The sequence below is a fragment of the Pantoea nemavictus genome, from assembly GCF_037479095.1.
GTDB lineage: Bacteria > Pseudomonadota > Gammaproteobacteria > Enterobacterales > Enterobacteriaceae > Pantoea > Pantoea nemavictus.
The window spans coordinates 4,203,210-4,224,575 of sequence record NZ_JBBGZW010000001.1 but is presented as its reverse complement, the minus strand read 5'-3'; the positions used below and the strand labels follow the sequence as shown (position 1 = coordinate 4,224,575).

At 55.5% G+C, this 21,366-nt stretch carries 20 protein-coding genes; 10 read left to right on the top strand and 10 right to left on the bottom strand.

The genetic code is table 11. The features are described 5' to 3' along the window. The first annotated feature begins 87 nt into the window (after nucleotides 1-87). Nucleotides 88-789, top strand: coding sequence for a dethiobiotin synthase (gene bioD / locus WH298_RS19495; protein WP_180823639.1), 702 nt, complete (start codon nucleotides 88-90; stop codon nucleotides 787-789). A gap of 180 nt (nucleotides 790-969) precedes the next feature. Next, complete coding sequence (locus WH298_RS19490) at nucleotides 970-2,343, top strand: nucleobase:cation symporter-2 family protein (protein WP_180823638.1); 1,374 nt, start codon at nucleotides 970-972, stop codon at nucleotides 2,341-2,343. A gap of 144 nt (nucleotides 2,344-2,487) precedes the next feature. Here WH298_RS19490 and osmV read toward each other — a convergent pair whose 3' ends face one another. The 4 genes from osmV to WH298_RS19470 are packed head-to-tail and all read right to left on the bottom strand — an operon-like array spanning nucleotide 2,488 to nucleotide 5,940. Further along, entirely contained in the window at nucleotides 2,488-3,624 is a 1,137-nt protein-coding gene (gene osmV / locus WH298_RS19485; protein WP_180823637.1) for an osmoprotectant ABC transporter ATP-binding protein OsmV, read from the bottom strand. After that, the gene (gene osmW, locus WH298_RS19480) at nucleotides 3,624-4,271 is read right to left on the bottom strand and encodes an osmoprotectant ABC transporter permease OsmW (protein ID WP_007887885.1); all 648 of its coding nucleotides are present in this window, start codon (nucleotides 4,269-4,271) and stop codon (nucleotides 3,624-3,626) included. Before osmW ends, osmV begins: the two co-directional genes overlap by 1 nt. Nucleotides 4,272-4,280: 9 nt before the next feature. Next, nucleotides 4,281-5,207, bottom strand: coding sequence for a glycine betaine ABC transporter substrate-binding protein (locus tag WH298_RS19475; protein ID WP_007887884.1), 927 nt, complete (start codon nucleotides 5,205-5,207; stop codon nucleotides 4,281-4,283). A 16-nt stretch (nucleotides 5,208-5,223) separates the two neighbouring features. Beyond that, complete coding sequence (locus tag WH298_RS19470) at nucleotides 5,224-5,940, bottom strand: ABC transporter permease (RefSeq protein ID WP_007887883.1); 717 nt, start codon at nucleotides 5,938-5,940, stop codon at nucleotides 5,224-5,226. A 384-nt stretch (nucleotides 5,941-6,324) separates the two neighbouring features. Here WH298_RS19470 and WH298_RS19465 point away from each other — a divergent pair, with 384 nt between their 5' ends. Further along, the gene (locus WH298_RS19465; RefSeq protein WP_007887882.1) at nucleotides 6,325-7,785 is read left to right on the top strand and encodes an MDR family MFS transporter; all 1,461 of its coding nucleotides are present in this window, start codon (nucleotides 6,325-6,327) and stop codon (nucleotides 7,783-7,785) included. Between the two features lie 30 nt (nucleotides 7,786-7,815). On the opposite strand, the gene WH298_RS19460 is transcribed toward WH298_RS19465, so the two are convergent. Continuing rightward, a complete protein-coding gene (locus WH298_RS19460) occupies nucleotides 7,816-8,112 on the bottom strand; it encodes a DUF1161 domain-containing protein (RefSeq protein ID WP_007887881.1) in 297 nt (98 codons plus the stop codon). 52 nt (nucleotides 8,113-8,164) lie between these two features. Next, nucleotides 8,165-8,500, bottom strand: a complete 336-nt coding sequence (locus WH298_RS19455) for a DUF1283 family protein (RefSeq protein ID WP_007887880.1) — start codon at nucleotides 8,498-8,500, stop codon at nucleotides 8,165-8,167. A gap of 130 nt (nucleotides 8,501-8,630) precedes the next feature. On the opposite strand from WH298_RS19455, the gene WH298_RS19450 reads away from it, so the two are divergent. Further along, nucleotides 8,631-8,960, top strand: coding sequence for a YnfA family protein (locus WH298_RS19450; RefSeq protein WP_007887879.1), 330 nt, complete (start codon nucleotides 8,631-8,633; stop codon nucleotides 8,958-8,960). Nucleotides 8,961-9,086: 126 nt separating this feature from the next. Here WH298_RS19450 and ydfG read toward each other — a convergent pair whose 3' ends face one another. Then, nucleotides 9,087-9,833, bottom strand: a complete 747-nt coding sequence (gene ydfG, locus WH298_RS19445) for a bifunctional NADP-dependent 3-hydroxy acid dehydrogenase/3-hydroxypropionate dehydrogenase YdfG (RefSeq protein ID WP_049852249.1) — start codon at nucleotides 9,831-9,833, stop codon at nucleotides 9,087-9,089. Nucleotides 9,834-10,213: 380 nt separating this feature from the next. Here ydfG and guaD point away from each other — a divergent pair, with 380 nt between their 5' ends. The 5 genes from guaD to dcp all read left to right on the top strand — a co-directional run bounded on the left by guaD (nucleotide 10,214) and on the right by dcp (nucleotide 18,230). Next, nucleotides 10,214-11,542 (top strand): guanine deaminase, encoded by a 1,329-nt coding sequence (gene guaD / locus WH298_RS19440; protein WP_180823636.1) that lies wholly within the window; start codon nucleotides 10,214-10,216, stop codon nucleotides 11,540-11,542. Beyond that, nucleotides 11,539-12,981 (top strand): xanthine dehydrogenase small subunit, encoded by a 1,443-nt coding sequence (xdhA, locus tag WH298_RS19435; protein WP_180823635.1) that lies wholly within the window; start codon nucleotides 11,539-11,541, stop codon nucleotides 12,979-12,981. Before guaD ends, xdhA begins: the two co-directional genes overlap by 4 nt. After that, entirely contained in the window at nucleotides 12,971-15,337 is a 2,367-nt protein-coding gene (xdhB, locus tag WH298_RS19430) for a xanthine dehydrogenase molybdopterin binding subunit (RefSeq protein ID WP_180823634.1), read from the top strand. Before xdhA ends, xdhB begins: the two co-directional genes overlap by 11 nt. Continuing rightward, nucleotides 15,324-16,106: a xanthine dehydrogenase accessory protein XdhC gene (xdhC, locus tag WH298_RS19425; protein ID WP_007887870.1), complete on the top strand. Its 783-nt coding sequence runs from the start codon at nucleotides 15,324-15,326 to the stop codon at nucleotides 16,104-16,106. The genes xdhB and xdhC overlap by 14 nt, the downstream gene beginning before the upstream one ends. Before the next feature lie 72 nt (nucleotides 16,107-16,178). Continuing rightward, nucleotides 16,179-18,230 (top strand): peptidyl-dipeptidase Dcp, encoded by a 2,052-nt coding sequence (gene dcp, locus WH298_RS19420; RefSeq protein WP_180823633.1) that lies wholly within the window; start codon nucleotides 16,179-16,181, stop codon nucleotides 18,228-18,230. Between the two features lie 37 nt (nucleotides 18,231-18,267). Here the strand turns inward: dcp and hpxO are convergent, their stop codons facing one another. After that, entirely contained in the window at nucleotides 18,268-19,425 is a 1,158-nt protein-coding gene (gene hpxO, locus WH298_RS19415) for an FAD-dependent urate hydroxylase HpxO (RefSeq protein WP_180823632.1), read from the bottom strand. 250 nt (nucleotides 19,426-19,675) lie between these two features. Here hpxO and WH298_RS19410 point away from each other — a divergent pair, with 250 nt between their 5' ends. Further along, entirely contained in the window at nucleotides 19,676-19,915 is a 240-nt protein-coding gene (locus WH298_RS19410; protein ID WP_049852256.1) for a hypothetical protein, read from the top strand. Between the two features lie 435 nt (nucleotides 19,916-20,350). Here WH298_RS19410 and WH298_RS19405 read toward each other — a convergent pair whose 3' ends face one another. Together WH298_RS19405 and parS are read right to left on the bottom strand one after the other, a co-directional pair. Further along, complete coding sequence (locus WH298_RS19405; RefSeq protein ID WP_180823631.1) at nucleotides 20,351-20,851, bottom strand: RES family NAD+ phosphorylase; 501 nt, start codon at nucleotides 20,849-20,851, stop codon at nucleotides 20,351-20,353. Continuing rightward, nucleotides 20,851-21,333: a type II RES/Xre toxin-antitoxin system antitoxin gene (gene parS / locus WH298_RS19400; RefSeq protein WP_180823630.1), complete on the bottom strand. Its 483-nt coding sequence runs from the start codon at nucleotides 21,331-21,333 to the stop codon at nucleotides 20,851-20,853. The genes WH298_RS19405 and parS overlap by 1 nt, the downstream gene beginning before the upstream one ends. Nucleotides 21,334-21,366 lie beyond the last annotated feature (33 nt).

The following is a 21,366-nucleotide window of genomic DNA, read 5'->3' as shown; positions in this document are numbered from 1 at the left end:
TTGCGCTAACGCAATCTGCCATCAAAAACATTTCCTTAAACTGCCTCCTTCGCACGTTACACATCGCTTTAATGAAGGAGGAGAAAGGTGAAAACGCTTTTTGTCACCGGTACCGACACCGCGGTGGGTAAAACCGTGGTTTCACGCGCGTTGTTGCAGTGCTTTGCCCAAGCGAATGTCTGCGCCGCAGGTTTCAAGCCTGTTGCCAGAAACGCGCAGCTCACGCCGGAAGGATTACGTAATAAAGATGCAGTGTTACTACAGCACTCTTCCGGTCTCACTCTGCCTTATCACGCCGTTAACCCTATCATTCTGGAAGAGGATGCGATTAGCACCGGCTCGTCACAGCACGTTGATTATGCACAGCTAAGTCAGGGGTTGAAGGAGTTACAGGAGTGCGCAGCCCGCGTGGTGGTGGAAGGCACCGGCGGCTGGCGCAGTTTAATGAACAATCGGCAGCCTTTATCACAATGGGTGCAACAAGAGCATCTGCCGGTGGTGCTGGTGGTGGGAATTAAAGAGGGTTGCATCAGCCATGCTTTACTGACCGCCGATGCCATTGCGCTTGATGGATTGCAATTAGTGGGTTGGGTCGCGAATCGTATTAATCCCGGTTTAGCGCATTACGCTGAAATCATTGCGGTTTTACGCGAAAAATTGGCTGCGCCACTGCTCGGCGAGTTGCCTTATCTTCCACGCGCCGAACAGCGCGAACTGAGCGGCTACCTGGATATTTCTTTACTGAATACGGTGTTGTCGCACGACGATAGTGCAAAGCCCGCCGCCTGATGAAACAAAATGCAGCAAATGATCAATGGCTGAACCCATGGTTTCATGGCTCGGCCATTCCTCCTCTTCAGTTAAATCCTCATGATTTCAATTTCTTATTATAAAAAACACGCTGTTTCTTTCGCGATGGCGTGATTCATGCATCAGCTCCCCTGATGAATATCTTGCCGGAGCCGCGTTATGTCGCAATCAGATGAAAAAGGTTTGTTATATGGGCTGAATGACCGCATCGGTCCATTGCCTGCATTTTGTGCCGCACTGCAGCATGTACTGGCCAGCGTCGTTGGCATTATTACGCCACCGCTGATTATCGGTTCCGTACTGGGACTCCAGGCGTGGATTCCTTACCTGATCAGCATGTCGCTGGTGGTTTCTGGTCTGGGGACATTTCTACAGGCGCGTCGCTTTATGGGGATTGGCGCCGGAATGATCTGCCTGCAGGGCACCAGTTTTGCCTTTCTCGGGGTAATTTTATCGGGAGGGTTAATGGTCAAGGCACGCGGTGGATCGCCCGAAGAGATCATGGCGATGATCTTTGGTTGCAACCTGGTCGCGGCCATGATTCCGATGCTGATCAGCCGCTGTATTGCGCCGTTGCGTAAAGTGCTGACGCCGGTGGTGACCGGCACCGTGATTACCTTAATTGGTATCAGCCTGATTAAGGTCAGCATCACCGATTGGGCCGGCGGACATAACGCCACCAATTTCGGTGCACCCGGCAACCTGGCGCTGGGGGCGCTGACGCTACTGGTGATTATTGTGTTAAACCGTTCGCAAAATCGCTGGACGCGCCTTGTCGCGGTGGTTGCCGGTATTGCCGTGGGTTGTCTCGCGGCAGCCTTAACCGGACATCTCAGCCTGAAGCCGATGGCGGAGACGCCCTGGCTGATGATGCCTGAACTGTTTCGTTTTGGTTTTGCTTTCGACTGGACCATCTTCGTGCCCATTGCGTTGGTCTCTGTGATTGCGGTGATTGAAGCGGTTGGCGATCTCACGGCCAACTGCATGCTGTCGCAACAGCCGATTGAGGGCGAGGAGTTTGAGCGCCGTATGCAGGGCGGCATTTTTGCCGATGGGATTAGTTGCTTACTCGCTGCGGTTTTTTCTGCCTTTCCAAATACCACTTTCGCGCAAAATAACGGCGTCATCCAGATGACCGGCGTGGCCAGTCGCTATGTTGGCATGGTGATTGGTGTGATGTTGCTGCTGCTCGGGATGTTCCCAACCATTGGTTATTTGCTGCAGCAGATTCCGCCGCCGGTGCTTGGCGGAGCAACTATTGTGATGTTTGGTAGCGTAGTTGCGGCAGGTATTCGCGTGATGACGCAAACGCCGCTCGGACGTCGCGAGATGTTGATTGTCGCGGTTTCGTTCGGTATCGGCTTAGGCGTAGAAGCGGTACCTGAAGTGCTGAAACAGTTTCCTGCATTGGTAAGCAATCTGTTTGGTCATGCGGTGACAACGGGTGGGATGCTGGCGATTGTGCTTAATGTGATTCTGCCAGCTGAACGTGGTGAAGTGGTTGCAGTTAAAACGGTTGAGGAATCGTCCTAACTAAACGCACCGAGTCAAAGAGCCGAGGGGCATATGGCAGAGGAGTAAAGCATCCCGCGCCAGGGAAGGCGCGGGCTGAGCCTCAGGGACGATTTATGGCGACTTTACGATCTGCCATATGCCCCTCGGCGACTGCACAAAATTTTACGGATTCAACCGACGACGCGTGCGTCCAGAGCTCAGATAATCAGCAATATAATCCTGCGATATCTCGCCGCTGTAACGCCCATCCTCATCAACAATCGGCATCCACACTGTGTTGTGCTCATAGAGTTTCGATAACACTACGCGCAGGTTTTCTTCCGCTTTGCCCGTCACTTTAAAGGTATGCAGCATCTCTTCGCAGCGGCCCGTTGCGGCACGCGCTTCGCGACGCTTCACAAAACCCAGTGGCTTGCCATCTTCATCCACCACCGTCACCGAACGCATATCGTTATCATCCATGGTGGCGAAAGCATCCTGCAATGGCGTATTACGCTGCACGGTGATGGTAGGTAGTTGATCGGTAACATCGCCCGCCTGCACCAGCAACAAACGTTTCAGCGTACGGTCCTGACCGACAAAAGAGCCGACAAAATCGTTGGCGGGTTTTGCCAGCAGCTCATCCGGGCTGGCGCACTGCACAATTTTACCCTGACCAAACACCGCAATGCGGTCGCCGAGTTTCAGCGCTTCATCGATATCGTGGCTTACCAGCATCACGGTCTTCTTCAGCTGACGCTGCATCTCAAGGAATTCGTTCTGAATCACTTCACGGTTAATTGGATCGACCGCACCGAAAGGTTCATCCATCAGCAATACCGGTGGATCAGCGGCCAGCGCGCGAATCACGCCGATACGCTGCTGTTGCCCACCGGACATTTCACGCGGGTAACGATGCAAGAACTTGGTCGGATCGAGTGCCACCATGCTCATCAGCTCCGTGGCGCGTTCGCGGCAGCGCTTTTTATCCCAACCGAGCATGCGCGGCACCACGGTGATGTTCTCTTCGATAGTCATGTTCGGAAACAGACCAATCTGCTGGATGACATAGCCAATGTTACGGCGCAGGGTCACGGTATCCTGTCCGCTGGTGTCTTCACCGTTGATTAAAATTCTGCCGCTTGAGGACGGGATTAAACGGTTAATCATCTTCAGCGTCGTGGTTTTGCCACAGCCCGATGGGCCGAGCAGCACACACATTTCCCCGGCAGGGACTTCCAGGCTGACGTTATCTACGGCATTTAATGACGTGCCGTTCTTTTGCGTAAAGGTTTTCGTCAGGTTTTCCAGTTTTATCATTATCGAATCCCCTTAGGAGTCAACGCCGACTGCAAACGGTGCAGCAGCCAATCAAGCACAATCGCGAGCAAACAAATCATTAAAGCACCAGCAATCAACATGCGCACATCGCTGCCGCTGATACCGTCGAGTAGCTGCAGGCCCAGGCCGCCGGCACCAATGACCGCAGCAATCGCCATGACACCTACGTTCATCACTACCGCAGTACGAATACCGCCGAAAATCACCGGCAGCGCCATCGGAATTTCTACCCAGCGCAGGCGTTGCCAGAAGGTCATGCCAATCCCGCGACCGGCTTCACGCAGACCCGGCGACAAATTCTCCAGTGCGGTATGGGTATTGCGCACAATCGGCAGTAACGAATAGAGGAAAACCGCAGTAATCGCGGGAAGGGCGCCGATGCCCTGGCCGATCATCGAAAACAGCGGAATCATCAAGCCAAACAATGCAATGGTCGGAATGGTTAACACAATGGTGGCAATACCCAATACCGGCGTCGCCAGCCATTTGAAGCGCACAATCAAAATGCCCAGCGGCACGCCAACCATGATCGCGAAACCGACCGCCACCAAAACCAGCCACGTATGTTGCCAGGTGAGCGTCATCAAGGTGTGCCAGTTATTCATGATGTAATGCAAGGTATCCACAGCGCCTCCTTACAGCATGTTTTTAGATTGAAGGAAATCACGCGCCACCTGTTGCGGTGACTGATGATCGATATCGACGCGCTTGTTCATCTCGGTGATGGCTTCGTCATTAATCAATGCCGACAGCTGATTGAGCGCGCTATCTAACCCTGGATGGCTCTCAAGCACATCCTGACGCACCACAGGCGTGACGTTGTAACTTGGGAAGAAGTGCTTATCATCTTCTAATACCTTGAGTTCGAAGCCTTTCACCCGGCCATCGGTGGTATAGATCAGGCCGGCATCAACAAACCCATCGCGAATCGCGTTGTACACCAGGCCGGGATCCATCTGGCGAATCTGCGGTCTGTCGAGCGGCATGTTGTAGGCTTTTTGCAGCGGCTTCAGGCCATCGGAGCGTCCTGAGAATTCGAGATCCAAACCGAGTTTCCAGTTGTGGTCCGGATCGTTCTTGCGCACCTCTTCCAGCTTCGCCACCAGCTGCGACATGGTGTTGATGCCTTCTTTGTCCGCGCGGTCACGCTGCATAGCAAACGCATAGGTGTTGTTCATCGGGGCAGGATTGAGCCACACCAATCCCAGTTTGGCGTCCAGCTGTTTCACCGTCTTATAGGCGTCTTCGGTCGACATCGGCTTATTGATGTGATTAAAGATGATCAGTGAAGTCCCGGTGTACTCCCAGGTCATATCAATCTGTTTATTGATCATCGCGTTACGACCAATAGTGGTGGCGATATTGGTCTTCGGAATCACCTGAAAACCTTTTTTCTGAAGCCACAGCACCGTCATCGCAGACAGGATGTGTTGCTCAGTAAAACTTTTGGTCGCCATGGTAATGGGGGTTGCAGCGGCGGCGCTTTGGCTGATTAGCAGCGTCGCGCTCAGTGCCAGCGCAGTACGTTTTACCCAGCGCGCCAGCTTATTGGCAGTGGCCATCACAAAACTCCTTGTGTTAAGCCGCAGAGTGCGGGCTGAGATAACGTCCCAATGCCGCAAGCAGCATGTCGAGAATCAGGGCAACTAACGCCGTTGCGACTGCGCCCAGAATCAGCGTTGGGAAGTCGTTGAGGTAAATGCCAGGGAAGATCAGCTCACCAAAGCTGCTGGCGCCAATCAGGAAGGCTAAGGGCGCAGTACCCACGTTAATCGCGGTGGCGATGCGTACACCGGCTAAAATCACCGGTAACGCGTTGGGAATCTCTACCTGACGCAAACGCTGAAACTTAGTCATACCTATACCGTTGGCGGCTTCAATCAGCGACGGCGGAACCGCACTTAAACCGGCAAAAGTATTACGCACAATCGGCAGCAGCGAGGCGAGGAACAGGGCAATCAGCGCAGGTCGATCGCCAATACCCACGATCACCATGGCCAGCGCCAATACCGCCAGCGGTGGCAGCGTATTACCCACGTTGAAGATTTGCATCACGTATTCTGCCCAGCGACGGGCGAAAGGACGGCTGAGTAAAATGCCGCTGGGAATACCGACCAGTAGCGCGAAGAACATCGACCAAAACACTAAAAACAGATGCTGCTGCGCGAGATAAATTAAATCCTCTCGGCGATCGCGCAGCGTATTCAGGCCCAGCCCCCACACCAGCAGGGCTATCACCGCAATGATTGCGAGCAATGCCAGTCCAGCACGGCGGGCGAGCGATGCATTTTGCATAGCAAGTATCTCCCTGATTTAAAAAATCGTTCGATCGGGTTATGTCATTCTCAGGATGACGGCGCAGTGCAGAAACACACACCTACGAAAATCCTTCATCCTTTTAAATTGCAGTTAAAATGACTGTTAGCAGATGCTTTTGCAGCGAATAACTGGAAAGCACCGTAAAAAGCTATAGCAATGCTTGCCGATAAGCGCCAGTTTTTGCGGCAAAATCAGACAGATAGAAACGATAAAAAATTGTGCTTAACCCGCGTGGAATAAGGCATTATCCGACAATAAAAAATTTTCATCGAAATAGGTGACGGCGTCACAAAGTGGCGCACACAGAGGAAACTGCTGCGGTGAATTTTGAGCTAGCCTTGTTAGAAATTAGGGAGACGTATGACTGAAACTGCAGAATTGAACACGGAACATCGTCACTGGATTCTCATCGGCTGCATGCTAGCGATGTTTATGGCGGCGATTGAAGTCACCATCGTGGCCACCGCGATGCCAACCATCATTGCCGATCTTGGCGGCTTTGCGCAGTTCGGTTGGGTATTTTCCATCTATTTGCTGACGCAGGCGGTCAGTGTGCCGCTGTATGGCCGCTTAGCCGATATGTGGGGGCGCAAACGGCTGCTGTTTATCGGCGTGTCGCTATTTTTGGTCGGCTCCATTCTATGCGGATTTGCCCACAGCATGACGTGGCTGATCCTGTTCCGTGCCTTTCAGGGATTGGGCGCAGGCGCGATTATGCCGCTTACCTCAACCATCGTGGCGGACGTCTACTCGCCGCGCGAACGCGCGAACGTACAGGGCTGGCTCTCTAGCGTCTGGGGCGTCGCGGCGATCATTGGCCCGCTCAGCGGCGCCTGGCTGGTGCAGCACTTCAGCTGGTCGGTGATTTTCTGGGTCAACGTGCCGATTGGCCTCATCGCAATGCTGCTGCTGGCGCGTTTTCTACCGACACGTGAGCAGAACCAGCAAACCACGCTTAACCTCACCGGCAGTTGCTGGCTGATGATCTGCGTTACGGCGCTGTTGGTGGCGCTGTTGCAAGCCGAGGTGCTGGGTTATTGGCTGCTGCCGTTCCTGCTGTTAGCGCTGGTTGCTGCCTGGCGCCTGAAACATCATGAACAGCGCGCCGATGCACCGCTCTTCCCGCTAGAGATTTGGCGCAGTCGGCTGATTGTCGCCGGCAACGTCGGCAATCTGATTATCGGTGCCAGCATGATGGGCATCAGCGCTTTTTTGCCGACGTGGATTCAGGGGATTACCGGCGGCACGCCGCTGCAGGCGGGTAGCGCATTGGCGATGATGTCGATTGGCTGGCCGCTGGCGAGCACCCTGAGCGGACGATTGATGCTGGTGACATCGTACCGCTTCACTGCGCAAATGGGGGCGTTACTGCTGATCGCTGGTAGCGCATTGCTGCTGCTACTGCGCAGCGACAGCTCGATCATGCAGGCCGGTTTAACCGCCTTTGTGATTGGCACCGGCATGGGCATGACCAGCACCACCTTTTTGGTGTCGGTACAGAACCATGCCCATTACGATATTCGTGGCATTTGCACCGCCTCAATCATGTTCAGTCGCATGATCGGCTCGGCAATTGGAACGGCATTATTAGGCGCGGTGCTCAATCTCAACCTCTCGCTGCGTCTGCCGCAGGCCGACGATCCGATGCAAAAAATCATGTCGCACCAGAGCCGCCAGGCGCTGCCGGAGGCGACGCTGCATGACTGGACCGGGCAAATTGCCAGCTCTTTACATTGGGTGTTTGTGGTTTCACTGCTGATTGCGCTGTTAACGCTGTGGGTTGCGTGGATGATGCCGCGTCAAAGGCCGGAAGTGGAGTAAAGCAGGGCGGCCTGAGAGCCGCCCGAAGGTTTACTGCGCTGGCGTATCCTGCGAGCTGCCAGCGCTATCTGGTACGCTGCTGTCGCCGTCACGACCATTTTTCTTGTAGACGATTTTCTGTGTGTCGTTCTCACAATGGCCCACAACCTGACCGCCGACCTGATCGGCTTGATCATTGGCCACGATATCCAGCGTGAAGTCCGATTCGGCAACGCCGTTGTTAATAATTTTTTTGCTGATGTCCGCTTTAACACTTTCACAAGATGCCTGCGCCAGAACCGGCAGCGCCAGCATCGCCATCAACAGAACTGCATTACGTTTTTTCATCATTCACTCCGTTGGTCAGAATTCCTATCGAAACTATAGCAGTGATGACCAATTATGGCGCCAGCGGACGTCCGGTACGACGATCAAGGCAGCGCAGCGTATTGGGTTCCCAGTAAGCGTTAACGTTGTAACTCTTCTCGCAGGAGTCGCGGGTATCAAAGGCTTTATCGGCTTTGTCGAACTCTTTCTCAACGCGCGTATTCACTTTGTTACGCAGGTTTTTGGTATCGTTCCATTGCTCTTTACTTTGGCGAGCGGCTTCGTTGCTGGATGCGCTGCTACCATCTTCAATAATCAGGCGATCGGTTTTGGCGGAAGCCATTGGCGCAGCCAGCAACACGCTGGAAGTCAGCACGGTAGCCAGCAGGGCAGAAAACAGTTTTTTCATTGTCATTTCCTTCAGTTAACACCAGCACAGCCGGGATCGCGGCTGTAACAACCTTAGTCGCTAGTATATCATCGCTGCTTCTTTGCTCACCAGCGGTGAGCACTCTGTTTAGCTTAGTGAGAGATTTACCATGCTGGTGAAAACCACCTTGCTGTTTTTTATCACTGCGATCGCGGAAATTGTGGGTTGTTTCCTGCCGTGGCTGTGGCTGAAGAGGGGCATGACGGCCTGGCTGCTGGTGCCGGCGGCGGCGAGCCTGGCGCTGTTCGTCTGGTTATTGACGCTGCATCCAGCGGCAAGCGGACGCGTCTATGCGGCGTATGGCGGCGTGTATGTGTTGACCGCGCTAATCTGGCTGCGTGTGGTGGATGGTGTGAAGCTGAGTACGTGGGATTGGGTCGGCGCGCTGGTTGCTTTTAGCGGTATGCTGATCATCGTTGCAGGCTGGAGCCGTGTTTAATCACCGACAACATGAAAGTACGATATTAGGGGAAACATCCCGATGAGGTCGTAGCGGCGAAAGCCGCCGGAGCGCCTCACGGGATGGTCGCCCCGGGTATCTCGATGGCGCAGCGTGCAGCTGCTGTTAGCCTTTATGCACCTTCAAACCTGCGGTGGTTTGCGTTACGGGCATAATCTCGAGCGTATTGATGTTGACGTGTTTTGGCAGTGTGGTCACCCAATATACCGCTTCGGTAACATCTTCGGCCGTCAGTGCGGTGGTGCCTTCATATACCTGTTCCGCTTTGCCATCATCGCCTTTAAAGCGCACGTTAGAAAATTCGGTGCCGCCAACTAAACCTGGCTCAATATCGGTTACGCGCAGCGCGGTGCCGTGCAGGTCGGTACGCAGATTCAGGCTGAACTGACGCACGAACGCTTTGGTCGCGCCATAAACGTTACCGCCTAGATATGGCCAGCTGCCGGCTATCGAACCGATATTCACAATATGCCCCACGTTGCGCTCAACCATCGCAGGCAGCACTGCGCGCGTCATATACACCAAGCCTTTATTGTTGGTGTCGATCATATTTTCCCAATCTTCAATATTGGCTTTATGCGCCGGTTCAACGCCCAGCGCCAGGCCGGCATTGTTCACCAGCACATCAATATCGCGCCATTCGGCGGGCAGGGCGGCAATCACTTCGTCGATGGCGGCGCGATTGCGCACGTCCAGCTGCACGGTATACAGATTGTCGCCCAGCTCTTCTTTCAACTCTTTTAAGCGCTCAGCGCGACGTCCGCTGGCGATCACCTTGTGACCTGTAGCAATGAAGCGGCGGGTGATACTTTGACCAAAACCAGCAGTTGCGCCAGTAACAAAAATAATCATCTCACTGTTCCTTAAACGATTTCAGGTTATCAGCCACACCTTAGCATTAACCTTGAACCCATGCTCATGAAAACCAAGTGCAAGCTGTTGCAGGATTTTGCCTGCACGTTGAGAGTGCAATCACGCACCACAAAGACGCACGTCCTTGGGTTAAAAACAGGCGTTATGAGGCAAAACTCACCGCAATGTTAAATAGCAACCGTTTGCCACTATAAGCAAGCGGTTGCGCATACGATTGCTATGCCAGCTTGACACAAAAACCAGTCAAATCAACCTATTATATTGAATTTAAACAGTATTTTTTGTTCTTTGCGTTGGCATGCGCTTTGCAAACTATCTTTAAGCAATTACCTGCACATAAAAAGCACCAAGGAACCGTTATGCCTTACGCATCCGAAACGCTGCTGCGCGCCAGCTTCTTTGATATCACCGCTCTGGCCGCGCAGCCGGACGACATCGCCGCTAACGCGCGCTATCTTGAAGATGGCTTATTAACACTGCGCGACGGCAAAGTGGTCAGCCTCGAAAGCTGGCAGATCGCGGAAGGGCGCGTCAATCCGGCAGAGGTTACCGATCTGCGCGGCAAACTGATTGTGCCGGGCTTTATCGATACCCATATTCATTACCCGCAAACTGAGATGATTGGTGCCTTCGGCGAACAGTTACTCGAATGGCTGAATCACTACACCTTCCCGGTGGAAAGCCAATATCACTGTCCCGATCACTCAGCAAAAATGTCGGCGTTCTTCCTGCAGCAACTGTTATCAAACGGCACCACCACCGCGCTGGTGTTTGGTACTGTGCACAAGCAGTCGGTGGATGCGTTATTTAGCGCGGCGCATCAGTTGGATATGCGCCTGATTGCCGGCAAAGTGATGATGGATCGCAACGCGCCGGAATACCTAACCGAAACGCCGGAACAGAGCTACCAGCACTCGCGTGAACTGATTGAACGCTGGCATCAACGTGGTCGCCTGAGCTATGCGCTCACGCCGCGCTTTGCGCCCACATCCTCGCCGGCGCTGCTAGACAAAGTGCGTCAGCTGCGCGAAGAGTTTCCGGATGTCTGGATGCACACGCACTTGAGTGAAAACCAGCAGGAGATCGCCTGGGTAAAAGCACTGTTCCCGGAGCGTGACGGTTATCTCGACGTCTACCATCATCACCAACTCACCGGCAAACGCAGCGTGTTCGCCCACTGTTTGCATCTGGAAGATAAAGAGTGGCAATGCCTGCACGACACCGATTCGTCGATTGCTTTCTGCCCGACCTCAAACCTGTTTCTCGGCAGCGGCTTGTTCAATATCAAACGCTGCTGGCAGCAGGGCGTGCGCATGGGCATCGGCACCGACGTTGGCGCGGGAACCACTTTTAATTTGCTGCAAACGCTCGGCGAAGCCTACAAAGTCGGTCAGTTACAGCAGTACAAACTCAGCGCCTGCGAAGCGTTCTATCACGCCACCCTGGGCGGCGCGCACGCGCTCGATCTGGATGACGTCATCGGCAACTTTAATCCCGGTAAAGAGGCCGATTTCGTGGTGCTCGACCCGGCAGTCTCGCCGCTGCAGCAGTTGCGCCATGCCAACAGCAAAGATATCTGGGAGCGGCTTTTTGTGCTGATGACGCTGGGCGATGACCGCAATATTGCGCAGACCTGGGTGAGCGGTAAGCCGGTATGGCAGCGCGAAAGTGAGGAGCAAATCGCATGATTCAGTTTTTACTCAACAATCGTTTAGTCACAGAACACGCGCTGGATCCCAATCTCACCGTGCTCAACTACCTGCGAGGTGCGCAGCAGCGACGCGGCACCAAAGAAGGTTGCGCCTCAGGGGATTGCGGTGCCTGCACCGTTACGCTCGGTAAGGTCGTCGATGGCCAGATGCACTATCAGGCGGTCAACAGCTGCCTGACGCTGGTCAGCAGCCTGCAGGGTAAGCAACTGATCACTGTGGAAGATCTTAAACAGGGCAGCGAACTGCACAGCGTGCAGCAAGCGATGGTGGATTGCCACGGATCGCAGTGCGGTTACTGCACACCGGGCTTTGTGATGTCACTGTTCACCCTGCAAAAAAACAGTGATGGCTGGAATCGTCATCAGGCAGAACAGGCATTAGCGGGCAATCTCTGCCGCTGCACCGGTTATCGTCCGATCATGGATGCAGCGCAGCAGGCCTGTGAACACGCATGTACAGATGCGTTCACCGCCAACGCCACCTCGCTGGTGCAGCGTTTACAGGCGCTCAGCAACGATGAAGTGCAGATCATCGAAGCCGATGGCAGTCGCTGTTATCTGCCGAAAACCGTGGCGCAGCTCGCCGATCTTTATCAGCAGCATCCCGAGGCGCGTTTAGTGGCGGGCGGCACCGATCTGACACTGCAGATCACCCAGCAGTATCAACGCCTGCCGCTGTTGATTGCGCTGGAGCAGGTTAACGAACTGAAGATTTGCCACCAGGATCAAGACCATATTTATCTCGGTGCCGCCGCCTCCTTGCACCAGTGCTACCAGTTTCTGGCGCAGCAGATCCCGGCATTTAGCCGCATGCTGGAGCGTTTTGCCTCGCTGCAAATCCGCAATCAGGGCACGTTAGGCGGCAACATTGGCAATGCATCCCCGATTGGCGATTGTGCGCCAATGCTGCTGGCGTTGAACGCACAACTGGTATTGCAGCAGGGCGAACGGCAGAGAAAAGTTCCGCTCGATCAATTCTTTACCGCATATCGTCAAACGGTAATGCAGCCGGGTGAGTTCATTCACAGTATCACTATCCCTAAAGTGACGGTGTCACCCAACTTTACCGCATGGAAAGTGGCGAAACGCCTGGATGACGATATTTCCGCCGTGTTCGCCGCCATCAATCTGCACATCAACGATGAGGTGATTGTGGAAGCGCGTATCGCCTTTGGCGGCATGGCAGCAACACCGAAACGCGCGCTGGCAGCGGAAACAGCATTGCTTGGCCAACCGCTGAATCTCACCAGCATTGAAAAAGCCTGTGCCGCGCTGAGCATGGATTTCCAGCCGCTGAGCGACTTCCGCGCCAGCGCCGATTATCGCCTGCAGGTGGCACGCAATCTGCTGCGCCGCTACTACGCGCAAGCGTCTGGCGAGCTGACCATTACCGAGGTGTCGCGCTATGTCTCATAACCGCCCGGAACTGAATGAAACCCTGCTGAAAACGCAGTTCGCCACCGGCATGCAAACTGGCGTGGGGCGCAGCAACAAACATGAAAGTGCCGACAAGCACGTCTCCGGTGAAGCGCTATATATTGACGATAAGCCCGATCTACCGGGATTACTGCATCTCTGTCCGCGCCTCAGCGAGCATGCGCACGCGCGCATCACCAAACTCGATGTGCAACCCTGCTACGCGGTGCCGGGGGTGGTCAGCGTACTGACCTGGCGCGATGTGCCAGGCCTCAACGATGTTGGCCCGCTGGAGCCTGGCGATCCGCTGCTGGCGCAGGACACCATCGAATACTTTGGCCAAATTGTGATTGCCGTCGCGGCTGACTCTCCGGAAGCGGCGCGTGCCGGCGCCGCAGCAGCGATGATTGAGTATGAAGCACTTCCGGCGGTACTCGACGTGCGTGAAGCACTGGAACAGCGCTTCTTTGTGCAGCAGCCACATGTTCATCAACGCGGTGATGCCGAAGCCGCGCTGGCGCGAGCGCCTCGGCGAATTCAGGGCGAGTTTCATATCGGCGGCCAGGAACACTTTTATCTGGAAACCCAGACGGCGCTGGTGATTCCTGGCGAAGATGACAGCCTGCAGGTGTTCTCCTCCACGCAAAACCCCACCGAAGTGCAAAAACTGGTGGCGGAAGTGATGGGCATCACCATGAACAAAGTCACCATCGATATGCGTCGCATGGGCGGTGGCTTTGGTGGCAAAGAGACGCAGGCGGCGGGTGTGGCCTGTTTATGTGCTATCGCTGCACGCCAGCTGCGTAAACCGGTGAAGATGCGCCTGGCGCGGCGCGACGATATGCAGATTACCGGCAAACGCCATCCGTTTTTTGTGCGTTACGACGTCGGCGTTGAGGCAGATGGCCGCTTCTGTGGCGTGAAAATTGATTTGGCCGGCAACTGCGGCTATTCACTCGATCTCAGCGGATCGATTGTTGATCGCGCGATGTTCCACGCCGATAACGCCTATTACCTGGGCGATGCGCTGATCACTGGCTATCGCTGCCGCACCCACACCGCGTCTAACACCGCTTATCGCGGCTTTGGCGGCCCGCAGGGCATGGTGGCGATTGAGCAGATCATGGATCACATCGCGCGTGAAATGGGACTGGACCCGCTTGAGCTGCGCAAACGCAACTATTACGGCAAAACCGATCGCAACATCACCCATTTCCACCAGCAGGTGGAGGACAATCTGCTGGATGAGATGACCGCCCAGCTCGAAACCAGCAGCGAATATGCGGCACGTCGCCGTGAAATTAGCGCGTTTAACGCCAGCAACCGTTTTATGAAACGTGGGCTGGCGCTGACGCCGGTGAAATTTGGCATCTCCTTTACCTCCAGCTTCCTTAATCAGGCGGGCGCGCTGATTTTGATTTACACCGATGGCACGGTGCAGCTCAATCATGGCGGCACCGAAATGGGTCAGGGTTTAAACACCAAAGTGGCGCAGATTGTGGCGGAAGTGCTGCAAATCGATATCAGCCAGATTCAGGTCACCGCCACCGATACCGGCAAAGTGCCGAACACCTCGCCAACGGCCGCCTCTAGCGGCGCCGATCTCAACGGCAAAGCGGCGCAGAATGCCGCGCAAATCCTGCGCGAGCGCATGACCGAGATGCTGTGTCAGCAGCATCAATGTGCTGCTGACGCGGTGAGCTTTAGCAACGGCATTGTGCGCGTCGGTGAGAAGCACTTCACTTTTGCTCAGGTGGCGCAGCTTGCCTGGCTTAACCAGGTGCCGCTCTCTGCCACCGGCTTCTATAAAGTGCCGGGCATCCATTACGATCGTGCTGCCGGACGCGGCAAACCGTTCTATTACTTCTCTTACGGCGCCGCCTGCTGTGAAGTGTTGGTCGATACTTTGACCGGCGAATACCGCCTGCTACGCGCCGATATTCTGCATGATGTGGGCGCCTCGCTGAATCCCGCTATCGATATCGGGCAAGTGGAGGGCGGTTTCGTGCAGGGCATGGGCTGGCTCACCTGCGAAGAGCTGGTATGGAATGATAAGGGCAAACTGCTCACCGACGGCCCAGCCAGCTATAAAATCCCGGCGATCAGCGATGTGCCTAGCGATTTGCGCGTCACGCTGGTGGAGAATCGCAAAAATCCGCAGGACACGGTGTTCCATTCGAAAGCCGTTGGCGAGCCGCCCTTTATGTTAGGCATTGCCGTATGGTGTGCGTTACAGGATGCCGTCGCCAGCGTCGACAACTATCGCCGCCATCCGCAACTGGATGCACCCGCCACGCCAGAGCGGGTGTTCTGGGGGATTCAGCGCTTATCAGGAGCAGAGCATGATTTATCATGACTGGATCAGCGTGCTACACAGCCTGCGCGAAAAGCGCGAGAGCTGCGTGCTTATCACCGTGCTCAGCGAGCGTGGCTCGGTACCGCGCGATCGCGGCAGCAAGATGGTGGTGAGCGCCAGCGATACGTTTCTGACGATTGGCGGTGGTCATCTTGAATATCAGTGCATTGCGCAAGCGCGTGCCATGCTGCAGCAGCGGTGCACGCAACCGCGCAGTGAAGAGTTCGCGCTGGCCGCACGTCTCGGCCAGTGCTGCGGCGGTCACGCCACGTTGCTGTTTGAACCGCTGATGCAGCATCAGCCAGAAATTCACCTGTTTGGCGCCGGTCATGTTGGCCAGGCGTTGGTAAATTTACTGGCAACCTTACCGTGCCATATCACCTGGATTGATAGCCGCGCCGCGCAGTTTCGCGCGGTACCGGCTGGCGTCACGGTGCGCCAGGTCGACGATCCTATCGACTGTGTGCGGGAAGCCGCCCCCGACAGTTACTTTGTGGTGATGACCCACGATCATCCGCTGGATCTGGCGCTCAGCGAGGCGATTCTGCGCCGCGGCGATTTCCGCTATGCCGGAGTGATTGGCTCGGCGACGAAAGCCCAGCGCTTTCGTTATCGGCTGGAGGGCAAAGGCATTGCCACCGAATCCGTTGCGCGCCTGCGCTGCCCGATTGGTTTAGCGGATGTGAAGGGCAAGTTGCCAGCGGAAATTGCGGTGGCGGTGGCGGGCGAAATCATCAGCGTTTATCAGCAGCAGGCGATAAGTTGTTGAGAGAGGTGGAAACTGCCAGGATAGAAACATCCCGCCGCCGCCGTGCGGCGTTGCTGATTATCAGGAGCGATAATGACTTCACGAGCCAATCCGTTTTTCACCACCAGCAGTTTGCCGTATCAAACGCCACCCTTTGATCAGATTCAGGAAGACGATTTTCTGCCTGCGCTGGAAGCGGGTATTGCAGAGAAACGCCGCGAAGTGGCGGCGATTGCCAGCAATCCGGATGCGCCAAGCTTTGCCAACACCTATGAGGCGCTGGAGCGCAGTGGTCAGCTGTTAAAACGTGTCAATCTGGTGTTTGGTGCGATGACATCCGCCAATACCAGCGATCGCTTACAGGAAATCGACGAGCAGATTACCCCGCAGCTCACCGCGCTGAATGATGAAATTTGCCTCAACAGCCAGCTGTTTGCCCGCCTCGATAGCGTCTATCAACAGCGCGGTTCGCAGTGTCCGGATGCCGAAGCGATGCGTCTGGTGGAAGTCACCTGGCAACATTTCCAGCTGGCGGGTGCCAGCCTGAGCGAAGCCGATAAAACCCAGCTGCGCGCCTGTAATCAGGAGCTTGCAAGCCTCAGCACCCGTTTCGGCAACAAGCTGCTGGCCGCCACCAAAGCCGGTGCCTATATAGTGAGTGATGTGGCAGCGTTAGCCGGACTAAGCGATGAAGAGCTGGCGCATGCCAAAGCTGCAGCAGAAGCCCGCGGTTTCGCGGGAGAATGGTTGATCGCGTTGCAAAACACCACCCAGCAACCGGCGTTGCAATCGCTGCACGTGCGCGCTACGCGTGAAGCGCTGTTCCAGCGGGCGTTGACGCGCAGTGAGCAGGGCGATGAAAACGACACGCGCGACATCGTGTTACGCATGGCGCAACTGCGTGCCCAGCAGGCGAGTCTGCTCGGTTTCAAAACCTATGCCGCGTGGAGCATGCAGGACCAGATGGCGAAAACGCCGGATGCCGCGTTTGCCTTTATGCGTAACATTGTGCCTGCCGCGCGAGCGCGCGCCGAACGCGAAGCCGCTGATATCCAGCGCGCCATTGAGCAAGCGCATCACAGTTTCCCGCTGCGCGTCTGGGACTGGAATTTCTATGCCGAGCAGGTACGCAAAGATAAATACGCGCTGGATGAGAGCCAAATCCGCCCTTATTTTGAGCTGAACAACGTGCTGGAGAAGGGCGTGTTTTGGTCCGCCAGCCAGCTGTTTGGCATCCGTTTCAGCCAGCGCCACGATCTGCCGGTGTATCATCCGGACGTCAACGTTTACGAGATCTTCGATGCCGATGACACGCCGCTAGCGCTGTTCTACACCGATTTCTTCAAGCGTGATAACAAAAGCGGCGGCGCGTGGATGAGTAATTTTGTCGATCAGAGCACGCTGCTCGGCACCAAGCCGGTGATCTACAACGTCTGCAACTACACCAAGCCGCAGGCTGGCCAGCCGGCGCTGCTGAGCTGGGATGAAGTGATCACGCTGTTCCATGAATTTGGTCATGCGCTGCACGGTTTATTTGCCACGCAGCGTTATCCGAGCTTGTCCGGCACCGCCACGCCGCGCGATTTTGTTGAGTTCCCGTCGCAGATTAATGAACATTGGGCCAGCAACGAAGCGGTGTTTGCTAACTATGCGCGTCACTACCAAAGCGGCGAGGCGATGCCTGGCGAATTGCGTGACAAGATGGTGCGTGCCGCGAAATTCAACAAAGGCTACGACATGACCGAGCTGCTGGCCGCGGCGCTGCTTGATTTGCAGTGGCATTCTCTGACCACAGATGATAATCCGCAGGACGTCAGCCACTTTGAGCTGCAGGCGCTGGCCGCCGAAAACATTGCACTGGCCGCAGTGCCGCCACGTTATCGTTCCAGCTATTTCCGTCACATCTGGGGTGGCGGCTATGCAGCAGGTTATTACGCCTATATCTGGACGCAGATGCTGGCCGACGATGGCTATCAAGCCTTTGTCGAGCGCGGCGGATTAACGCGTGAAAACGGCCAGCAGTTCCGCGAGCATATCCTGTCACGCGGCAACAGCACCGACCTGCAGCATCTGTGGCTGGCATGGCGCGGCAAAGCGCCGGAGATCGGTCCGATGCTGAAAAACCGTGGGTTAGAGGAAGCGTAACGATTCTTTGTAGGGTCGCCATTCATGGCGACCCGGTTCACCCGAACGGCCCGCCTTCAATGGTATCGATCATCCCGGCCAGCACGCGCTCGCCGGTTTCGTTTTTCAAATCCGCGTACCACGCCGCAGTCACCTCTGCATCTTTCGCATGCGTCACATCGCAGCGCTTGCGCGCCTTAATGACCAGATCTTTGGTGCGATCCACGCGCCGCGCTTCGTAGCGCAGCAACGCATCCTCAATCCCCAGCGAATGCGACGCCAGCGTCTGCGCCAGCACCACCGCATCTTCCATTGCCGCACAGCCACCTTGCCCTATATCCGGCGTGGTGCTGTGCGCCGCATCGCCCAGCAAGGCCACACGCCCTTTGACGAAACGGCTGAAGGGTTCGATATCGTGAATTTCTACCCGATTAGTAGTTTGCGGATTGAGGCTTTCAATTAAGCGCTGCACCGGTTCGGCCCAGCCGCTGAAGTAGCCTTTAAGATCGTTTTTCAGCGTCGCGCGATCTTCCGGCAGGCCTTTAGCTAGCGGGACATCAAAGAAGAAGTAGAAGCGATTATCGCTGACCGGCATCAGCGACACGCGTTTCCCTTCGCCGACAAAAGTGGTCCACTGATCGGCAGGCGCGATGGTTTCATCAATGGTCACCAGACCGTTCCAGTTCACGTAGCCGGCATAACGCCGCTCCACGCGCTCGCCGAGCACATAGTGACGAATCACCGAATGCGCACCATCGGCGGCAATCAGGAAATCGCCCTCGGCCTGGCTGCCATCATCAAACCAGGCGGTGACGCCTTGTTCGGTTTGCTCTACCTGCGTTACGCGCTTGCCGAAGCTGATGCGCGAACGTCCGTAAGTATCGATTAGCATTGCCTGTAACTCAGCGCGCGCCACCGGATAGGGATATTCACCCACCTGCTGCACCAATGGCTTCATGCTGAAACGGGTGAGCGTATGACCGCTGTGCGCATCGTTATAAGCCATAAATGCCATGTTGCCGCCCAACGCGCGCAGCGGCTCTTTCATGCCTAACGCATTGAGGCATTTGACGCCGTTTGGCCAGATGGAGATGGCTGCGCCCACTGGCTTCATCTCTTTCACCGCTTCAAACACCGCCGTGGTAAATCCCGCCTTTTCTAGCGCAATCGCAGCACTCATACCGCCAATGCCTGCGCCAATCACAATCGCTTTCATAACCGTCTCCTTTGCTATACAGAAGAGACTGCAACTTTTGTACCAAATTGGCGGATTGGTCGAACTGCGGCTATCTACTTGATTTTATATTGAAGCAGCAGCACTCAACCTGGCTATGCTGCACTACGATGGCGCGCAACGATGCACTGGATAAGGGCAATTTATGCGTGATGATGAATCAAATGTTTCAGCATGGTAATTGGTCGCGCAACAGCCATACTCTTTACACCCTTTCTGCGAGGAATCACTCATGAAGTGGATCATGGTTTTCGCGTTGCTGTTCAGCACCAGCGTGCTGGCACAACCGCAATGGCAGCCGGAGCGCAAAGCACCGGTGGTGCAACTCACGCCGATCGCCGCCAAGTGCGATGTTTCAGCGTGTCAGCAAAACTGCTATGTGCAGCAATCACAGTGTAAAAACGATAACAACGGCGGCTGCGGCTCGCTGGCACAAATTTGTGTACAAAACTGTTCCAGCCAGTGTCGCTAAGTGAAATAAATCTGTCATAACCGATGACTGGTCGCCATGAATGGCGACCCTACAGACGTTCCAGCGATGATAATTCAGGAATATGCATTGATGCTGCAGCGCGGGTGTTGAGGCGACATCCCAGCCCGCTGAGTGAGGGATTCCAGGGCGAGCCGCAGGGATGCGGCGAGAGGCGGCGCTGAGCAGGAGCGAATCGCCGCCGGTCCGTCAGGAATCGCGATTGAGTGAAGGCACCGCGAAGCGGCGGGATGGGCTGGCGCAGGGCCCGGAGTGAAGAGGGCGTGGCCAGACGCCCTCTTCTCGGTCGCCGCACGGCATAGCTGAAACTGCCCCAGCCGAGGGCGAACGAAAGTCGCTCAGCGCTTAACTGATCGGCATTACGCCATCAATGGCGACCCTACGAAAGCCGTACCAGCAGGTAGGGTGCGCATGTAGTTAGGCTTTAATTCGCCGGTCAAGCGTGAAGGGCACTGAAGTGGCTTGGGCGATAAGGGCTGCAGCGGCGGGATGATCGGGATGCAAAATGGCATTGTCTTCACCGGTCAAAATGCTCGGCACCGTCAGCAGCAGAGGCAATTTACTCTCCAGATTGAGAAATGCCGCGCCAATCGCCTGTGTCTCTTCCTGCTGCTGATATTTGTGCCAGTCGCTGGGCAGTTTGCTGCTGTCCAGCGCCATAATTTCGCTCTCCGGAATCGGCACGGTAAAGATCACAAAGCGACTCTTCTCCAGCATGGCTTTGCCCGTATGCACCACCAGTTCGAGCGTGGCGAGCGCCTTTGAGCTGCTGAGGTAAACCGTTTTAATGCCGGGCGGATTCCAGCGGCCGCCCCATTTTTCTGCGCCAGCGCCGCTAAACGCCTCGCTGGCGTACTCTTCTTTCACTAAACGATAAAACAGTCGGTAGGGAGCATCCGGTTCCTGCCGTTGCATCATTACACAATCACTCCGTGTTCCAGACGGCCAATCAGCGTTAACACCGCATCACACCCTGCGGGCGTGCTGAGCATATCCATGGGCAAGGCATTATCCAGTGCCAGTGCAGGTTGATACATCCAGTGCATCGCGGCGTCAACGTCGCCCGCAAACAATTGCAGTACAGCATCCAGAATTTCGAACACCTGATAAACCCGCGCGCCTTGCTCGACGGAGAGCTGCGAACCGGCTTTCTCGCGACGACGATAGGTATTGCGATCGATTGAAACCATTTGGGCAACGTCGAGCGGCGTCGCTTTGAGCACCGTGGCAGCGCGTTCAACAATAGCGACATCCAGGCCCTCGGTTATCAGCTGGTGTGCTTTCAGCGGATTGCGTGGCAAGCCCATCTGATCCATAAAGGATTGATGGACGTGCTGGATCAGCGTCGGGTCAAAGACGCGCGCGGCATTGCCGTGATGGAAAGGGGATGCAGTTGTCATAACAACCTCCTATGCAATGTTCATTTGAACATT

Bases quoted from the DNA above. Each gene is read 5' to 3' on its own strand.
- parS (WP_180823630.1), bottom strand. From the start codon at position 21,333: ATGACAACTGCATCCCCTTTCCATCACGGCAATGCCGCGCGCGTCTTT.
- hpxO (WP_180823632.1), bottom strand. From the start codon at position 19,425: ATGAAAGCGATTGTGATTGGCGCAGGCATTGGCGGTATGAGTGCTGCG.
- xdhA (WP_180823635.1), top strand. From the start codon at position 11,539: ATGATTCAGTTTTTACTCAACAATCGTTTAGTCACAGAACACGCGCTG.
- guaD (WP_180823636.1), top strand. From the start codon at position 10,214: ATGCCTTACGCATCCGAAACGCTGCTGCGCGCCAGCTTCTTTGATATC.
- WH298_RS19410 (WP_049852256.1), top strand. From the start codon at position 19,676: ATGAAGTGGATCATGGTTTTCGCGTTGCTGTTCAGCACCAGCGTGCTG.
- WH298_RS19490 (WP_180823638.1), top strand. From the start codon at position 970: ATGTCGCAATCAGATGAAAAAGGTTTGTTATATGGGCTGAATGACCGC.
- WH298_RS19405 (WP_180823631.1), bottom strand. From the start codon at position 20,851: ATGATGCAACGGCAGGAACCGGATGCTCCCTACCGACTGTTTTATCGT.
- WH298_RS19455 (WP_007887880.1), bottom strand. From the start codon at position 8,500: ATGAAAAAACTGTTTTCTGCCCTGCTGGCTACCGTGCTGACTTCCAGC.
- dcp (WP_180823633.1), top strand. From the start codon at position 16,179: ATGACTTCACGAGCCAATCCGTTTTTCACCACCAGCAGTTTGCCGTAT.
- xdhC (WP_007887870.1), top strand. From the start codon at position 15,324: ATGATTTATCATGACTGGATCAGCGTGCTACACAGCCTGCGCGAAAAG.
- WH298_RS19450 (WP_007887879.1), top strand. From the start codon at position 8,631: ATGCTGGTGAAAACCACCTTGCTGTTTTTTATCACTGCGATCGCGGAA.
- ydfG (WP_049852249.1), bottom strand. From the start codon at position 9,833: ATGATTATTTTTGTTACTGGCGCAACTGCTGGTTTTGGTCAAAGTATC.
- WH298_RS19465 (WP_007887882.1), top strand. From the start codon at position 6,325: ATGACTGAAACTGCAGAATTGAACACGGAACATCGTCACTGGATTCTC.
- WH298_RS19475 (WP_007887884.1), bottom strand. From the start codon at position 5,207: ATGGCCACTGCCAATAAGCTGGCGCGCTGGGTAAAACGTACTGCGCTG.
- osmV (WP_180823637.1), bottom strand. From the start codon at position 3,624: ATGATAAAACTGGAAAACCTGACGAAAACCTTTACGCAAAAGAACGGC.
- WH298_RS19460 (WP_007887881.1), bottom strand. From the start codon at position 8,112: ATGAAAAAACGTAATGCAGTTCTGTTGATGGCGATGCTGGCGCTGCCG.
- xdhB (WP_180823634.1), top strand. From the start codon at position 12,971: ATGTCTCATAACCGCCCGGAACTGAATGAAACCCTGCTGAAAACGCAG.
- WH298_RS19470 (WP_007887883.1), bottom strand. From the start codon at position 5,940: ATGCAAAATGCATCGCTCGCCCGCCGTGCTGGACTGGCATTGCTCGCA.